This window comes from uncultured Paraglaciecola sp., assembly GCF_913020055.1.
In the GTDB taxonomy this organism is placed as follows: domain Bacteria; phylum Pseudomonadota; class Gammaproteobacteria; order Enterobacterales; family Alteromonadaceae; genus Paraglaciecola.
On sequence record NZ_CAJWCF010000157.1, the window covers coordinates 1 to 6,045 of the forward strand.

The window sequence follows — 6,045 nt, forward strand, 5'->3', positions numbered from 1 at the left end:
CATATGGGGCTACGTTGCGGACGCAATCACTGTTTTCATGCTTGCTGTTAGTGTCGCGCATGTCGCTCAAGGTTATATTCCATACGGAGTAAGTGTGGCGGAAACCTCTCTTGAATCATTTTTTATGCGTCCTGAGGCTGCTGATACGTATGCAGACCCTGCAACAGTTAACCGGATTTGGGATAATATCTACGCGAGATTATTCGCGCCGATTACGCTACTCTGGATTTTTGCTCTTAGTACAGGGCAGGGACTAACCGCAAGAGTTTTGCGATTCAATACAATATCGCAGACCCTTGCGCCGACCGCGTACGCATGCTTTCTGTTTCATCAGATGGTTGGGCAGTGGTATTTCGCGGCTACGCGTAACGGCGAATGGTGGAACTGGTGGAGTGATCAGAAGTCCTTCTACTGGTTTAGTCCTCAACCCGTTCCGGTAGAGTGGTACGAGTACTTTTATGTTGTTGGCCTGGTTGTGCTCTTTGCTAAGATCATTCAACCGATCGATCCAATACTTAGACGTGGCTTTACCTTTTCTGTCAGTTTAATGAAAACTAAAAGTGACACGCGTTCGTTAGCAAAAGATACGACGACTGAAGTATTACTAATTGTGGAGCGAATGACGGGTATAGAAGTGAAACCAGAGTGGAATCTAGCGGAGTGCGGTCTTGCTTCACTGGGTATCGTTCAGCTCACCAATACACTTGAGACCAAGTTTTCTACAACTGCTCATAAGATTAGATTGCCTGTGTCAGCGATTATTGCCGCGGATAACATTCGTGAAATTGCATCGATTGTCGATGCCGCGGTAAGTGAGGAGGAGCTGCAGCCATCGACCAGCGCAGAAGTCCTTCAGACTTCTTGACCAAGCACTAAATAAATACATTGATCAGCCTTGTCTAAGTCATGGAAACCACACCATTTCTTAGACAGGGCTTTAATGTTGTAATGCAGCCTTGGCTTAGGCATTAGTCTATTTTTATGAGCTTTATTCATGATGGCGTACATTCGTAATAAAAACATAGAAGAGTAAACGCTGTAATATTTATCGAAAGGCATTAGTGTTTAATATAGGGATAAAAATGCTTGTCGCTGTTATTTATAAGTGATAAAAACATATTTAAAACAACTAATTAACAGTAAACCTATGCAAGAACTAATAAAGTCAGCGAAAGAAGCGCTAAATGAAAATAAACAATTACCTTTTTCAATCTATTCCTCCGTCAAAGAGCAGCGTCTTTTAAATGTTCCGGTCATAAAACCACTATTGATATTTGTACTCGGCGGCGTTAAAAAATTAGGTAAAGATAACGAATTGGTATGCCCAGCTGGAAGTTTTGTTTTTTTATCTAATAGTCCTACGATTGATATGAGAAATATTCCAGATGACGAAGCGTATTTCGCTGTATTAATAGAATTTGACTATAGTGATTTCGACCAGTTCAAGCGCAAACGTAATAAATCAAAAAAATATTTTCAAGGTGAAATTGATTCTGTTCTAGCTAAAACGTTACAGCAGTATATTGAATTGTCGACGTTCGTCCCGTCAGAAGCATGGCACTTTCGGAAAAAAGAGCTGCTTCAGATTATGTTCCAGTTAGGCTATGAACAGGTCAGTACGATTGCAGCGCCTCCAAGTCTTAGTCACCAGCTACATGATATTATGAGTGAAAATATTTCAGGTGACTGTGGCGTCGAGCGTCTGGTTGAAACGCTCGCTATAAGTGAATCGACATTACGACGCAGATTAAAAGCAGAAGGAACCAGCATTCAAGCGATTAGAGATCGGACAAAATTAGGTCATGGTCTTCATTTGGTGCAAACAACGATCGAACCGATCGGGCGTATTGCAGAGTATTGTGGGTATCATTCTCAATCACGGTTTACCGATAGATTTAAGCAATTGTTTGGTATTACACCAACTGAGCTCAGAAAAACACGAATGCATGATTAAGGCGAAAAGTTGACGGTTTTCGGAATTTCCTCAAAGAGCGATTCGCATTAACATAATGAATACAGAGCTGATGGATACTATAAAATTCGAAGGAGAATTTATTATGAAAAATGTAGCGGTTATATTGTCTGGATGTGGTTACCTTGATGGTGCCGAAATTAGAGAATCTGTTCTAACGTTATTAGCTTTAGATACAGAAAGCGTAAATTATAAAGTTTTTGCACTGAATAAGAACCAACACCATGTTGTTGACCACCTTACAGGTGAAGAGGTATCAGGGGCCACAAGGAATATTCTTGAAGAATCAGCAAGAATTGCACGTGGTAATGTTGAAGACTTAGCAAATTTAAATGCAACTGAATTTGACGCACTCGTCATGCCAGGAGGCTTTGGTGTTGCCAAAAATATGTGTACATTTGCTTTCGATGGCAGCGGCGGCTCTGTTGACGAGCAAGCGGTCGTAAAAATAAAAGACTTTAAAGCGGCGAGCAAACCAATTGGTGCAATCTGTATTGCTCCAGCCTTAGTTGCGCTTTCAATTGGAGATCAAAGTCCTACTCTAACCATTGGTTCCGATGAAGGTATAGCGAGTGAGCTAGAAAAGCTTGGCGCTAAGCACCAAAATTGTGAGACATCTGAATGTGTCGTCGATGAAGCAAATAAAATTGTCACCACGCCAGCCTATATGGACGATGATGCAAACTTAGCAGATGTTTACTCAGGGATTTCAAAGCTAATAAAAAATATTCTAAGACTCGCTTAATCGTGAAAATGTACATCTAGCCTAATTTCTTTTAGGTAGATGTACCTTATTTCAAATAAACGCCCCCATTGTAAACCTCTAGTATTTTGTCTCGTCCATTTCGAATAAGCCTCATCGTCCTATGTGTTCGTTCTTTTAAAAATGATACGTTGTTTGTATTTACGCTTAGATTGATTGCTGGTTTATAGGTATGGGGATATACGAAAAGCAGGATAAAAGCGCACAAACAAAAACATATCATTACCGAAATAACATTCAAATATCGTACAAAGTTGTATAATTTAAATAGGTATCGGGAGTTAGGCAATACTCCATTATTAAACCGTTATACATGCATTAAACGTGTGGTAGAGGGGAGTTTTATGATGTTATTTATTGAAAGTTCAGTGCTATGGGTGGCAACATTTGCGGTCGGAATAAGCTTGTTTTATATCGCCGCCAAGTTTGAAGCGCACGAAAAAGCGGATGTAAACATTGGAAAGCATCATTAGAAATTTTCTAGCCTTATCTGCTATTTGATTTAATCTGTCGCTTTGGCCGAAGCCCTTCAACCTCCCGCTAGACAGCGTTGAAGCGAAGGGAAATAAGTCGGTCAGCACAGGTTCTTTATGGGCGGCTGTTCAGCTTCCTGTTCCCTGTTTAGCTTCCTGCTCAGCGATGCTGTATTAGAGTATTCGTATGCTTAAATATTAAAAGCAGGCTCCATTAACTTCTGCTCGCTACGACTAATGCCAATTTCTGTAGCAATCGTTTTCCATTGGCTAACATTGGCCAGTACTTCATTCTTTATTGCTTCTGCCTCGGTTTCACTTAACTTAAAGAAGTCGATGACATCCATAGCAAGTTCATAATCTAAGCTATTATCATCATCGGTGATGTTTAAGTGAAGGCCGTTTGAAGGTGTGACCGGATTAATGTCGTAAGCTGGGGATAAAACCCATCCACCATCGTGATAGATAAATCCGTGATTCCTTAGGTGGTCATCCGTATTTGATACGGCAATATTGAACACCATTCTTCGCCATAACTGTGCGAGGTCGCTTTTCGTATTTGACCCTTGTGCGGAAAGAAATTCAGCAAGTTCAATATAGCTCGCATCATAGTCACCATCATAATATTCAAGTTGCGTCATTGCAGACGTGAAATGCAATCGACTGCTTTGGGTGCGATCAAATCGCTTTGTCAGAAAGGTGTGGTGATGGCTGTTATATTTTTCGATCCTACTTTCTGACATTTCAATGCCCGAATTGAGTGCTAGTTGATAAACAACATATTCCCAAGCGGCAATATCATAGTCGTCATAACGACTTGGAAACTTGGCTATCCAAAGGTGCTGTTCATCATCGACAACGCTTGCTTTGGGGCGAGCGCCACCTAATGAAGAGCCTGGTGACATGAGCATATATAGCCACTTTAGATACTCGGGGTCATCAGTATTGCTATTCTCTATTTGTAAGGCTGCATACTCCAATTCCTTTAAAGAGGAAATGGGGGGGGCGGTAAGTCTCTCATCGTTATCTAAGAAATCACCGTTAGGGTCTAGTTTAAACCTTAAAGCGCCTTGTCTATATCGATCATGGACGCCGAGCAAGTAGTCAATTTCATGAAATATTTTAGGTTTACGCTCCTCTTGACGCGCAATAATGGCTTCGCGCCGCTTCATTAGAAGTCTACCCCAACGATCAGGGCAGGAATCAAGGAATACTCGAAAATTGTTGGCGTCTGAGCTGTGTTGTTCGCCTGAAAATAAGTGTAACTCTGGATCAATCTTTTGCGCATTTTCAGAGTGTAGCCAAGCCTTTTCATAGCTGAAACTAAAATGTTCCTTATTCTTGGTCACAGACGACCGTAATACTCCTACAAGCATTGGATCAGTAAAATATTCCCAATCTGCATAGACATAAACTTCCGCGCTCATTTTTAGTTACCCATTAGTTTTATGTCTTGAAGCTTACGTCCAAGTTCGTCATCACTAGCGACTTTTGCAAAATCTTCCACTAAGCCCAATACGGCTAATACAGCAATATAATGCCCAATTGAAACTTTGGGGTCACCACGTTCTATCTTGCGGATTGTTAAGCGACTTAAGCCTGTTCGGTCAGATATGAGAGTCTGAGAATAGTTACGACGCTTGCAGGCAAGTTTAATATTTTCGCCTAGTTGCGTGAGAGCTTTCTGGCTCTTTGGGTATACGACAGCACTACGTTTTTCAGATGGCATTATATGATCACTATGCTTGTCAAAATTAAATGTATTGGTAATTGTAGTGCTCAGTTGATTGGGTTGCAAGTAAGTTAGTGGTGCTTGTGGTTATCATAAGTAGAGAGTTTGGTAATTGTAGGTGTCAGGATGGAGGGTGAGTTGCAGTAGGCAGTCTAGGTTTAAACAATAGGTATCCATAGCGATTAAACTAGTTTGAAAGGAGTGGAATAGTTGAACACTCTAGATATAATCCAAAGCAAGATGAAACAAGTACAAATAAAGCAGAAGAAAAGTCTTTCTGAAGACCCGTGGCAAGGTCTTCTCGGAGATGGTGGTTGACCAAAAATAGAGCCGATCAAATCAAAGTTCTTAGACTAGTTTAAATATGTTGTTCACTTATATGGCTGGTACATTAATAATGAACAGGGCTTTATAGTGAACAACTTGCGCAGCCTGTTCAATGATTATGTTTGTTGGGGTACGCACAGCTAGCGCAGTGGGCAATAGTTCTTCTCAGAATAAACCAGCTAAGAAAGGTGTTTGTCATTATTTAGTGAGAGACTTATGACGGAGTCGGTAAGAATACAAAAAATTCTGGAAGAAACAAAGAAGTTGTCTGAAGAGCTTTTTAAACCAAGATCTTAAGAGTTTCAAGAAGCGCTTGATGAGACAACCTTTGAAGGTTCTCCTCAAAACTTGGTTGATCCAGACGATAAAGACGAATAAGTCTAGTTCGTTTGCTTATTGTGATGTTCATTAATAATGAACAGGCATTTATGGTGAGCAAGCTTGAAAGGACTCGAAACCCGTTTCAAGCACTTATACATTAAGGCCAAAATGGTTTTTCTAACCAACTAATAAAAATGCCGCGACTCTTTCGATTCGACGGCGGGAATCGAACCTGCTCAGAGTATGACTATGTAAACCTAAGTATGATAAACACTGGGTTTGGCCGTCGGGTGGATATACATAGTCATACCTGATATTACGAAAGTGGGGGAAAAAGTGGGGGTAATTAAATATGCGTATTATGAGATTGAAAGAAATAATCGAAAAGACGGGGTTGTCTAGATCGACAATCTATAACCTGATATCTCAGGGTAAATTTCCAAAGCAGATTGATTTA

6 protein-coding genes are annotated in these 6,045 nt (G+C 40.6%); 4 read left to right on the forward strand and 2 right to left on the reverse strand.

Going from position 1 to position 6,045, the window contains the following annotated elements; translation table 11 throughout:
- From QZ488_RS20750 to elbB, 3 genes are all read left to right on the forward strand, one after another.
- Positions 1–865 (forward strand): acyl carrier protein (locus tag QZ488_RS20750; RefSeq protein ID WP_293752335.1); only part of this gene is annotated, 865 nt, incomplete at its 5' end.
- Between the two features lie 282 nt (positions 866–1,147).
- Positions 1,148–1,954: an AraC family transcriptional regulator gene (locus tag QZ488_RS20755; protein ID WP_293752337.1), complete on the forward strand. Its 807-nt coding sequence runs from the start codon at positions 1,148–1,150 to the stop codon at positions 1,952–1,954.
- Between the two features lie 103 nt (positions 1,955–2,057).
- The gene (gene elbB, locus QZ488_RS20760; RefSeq protein ID WP_293752339.1) at positions 2,058–2,717 is read left to right on the forward strand and encodes an isoprenoid biosynthesis glyoxalase ElbB; all 660 of its coding nucleotides are present in this window, start codon (positions 2,058–2,060) and stop codon (positions 2,715–2,717) included.
- Between the two features lie 682 nt (positions 2,718–3,399).
- On the opposite strand, the gene QZ488_RS20765 is transcribed toward elbB, so the two are convergent.
- Together QZ488_RS20765 and QZ488_RS20770 are read right to left on the reverse strand one after the other, a co-directional pair.
- On the reverse strand, positions 3,400–4,635 hold the full coding sequence (locus QZ488_RS20765) for a type II toxin-antitoxin system HipA family toxin (protein WP_293752341.1): 1,236 nt from the start codon (positions 4,633–4,635) through the stop codon (positions 3,400–3,402).
- 2 nt (positions 4,636–4,637) lie between these two features.
- Positions 4,638–4,937, reverse strand: a complete 300-nt coding sequence (locus QZ488_RS20770) for a helix-turn-helix transcriptional regulator (RefSeq protein ID WP_293752343.1) — start codon at positions 4,935–4,937, stop codon at positions 4,638–4,640.
- A 1,012-nt stretch (positions 4,938–5,949) separates the two neighbouring features.
- On the opposite strand from QZ488_RS20770, the gene QZ488_RS20775 reads away from it, so the two are divergent.
- Positions 5,950–6,045 (forward strand): AlpA family phage regulatory protein (locus QZ488_RS20775; RefSeq protein ID WP_293752345.1); only part of this gene is annotated, 96 nt, incomplete at its 3' end.

Excerpts from the sequence above, each read along its gene's own strand:
- QZ488_RS20770 (WP_293752343.1), bottom strand. The coding sequence starts at position 4,937 with ATGCCATCTGAAAAACGTAGTGCTGTCGTATACCCAAAGAGCCAGAAA.
- QZ488_RS20765 (WP_293752341.1), bottom strand. The coding sequence starts at position 4,635 with ATGAGCGCGGAAGTTTATGTCTATGCAGATTGGGAATATTTTACTGAT.
- elbB (WP_293752339.1), top strand. The coding sequence starts at position 2,058 with ATGAAAAATGTAGCGGTTATATTGTCTGGATGTGGTTACCTTGATGGT.
- QZ488_RS20755 (WP_293752337.1), top strand. The coding sequence starts at position 1,148 with ATGCAAGAACTAATAAAGTCAGCGAAAGAAGCGCTAAATGAAAATAAA.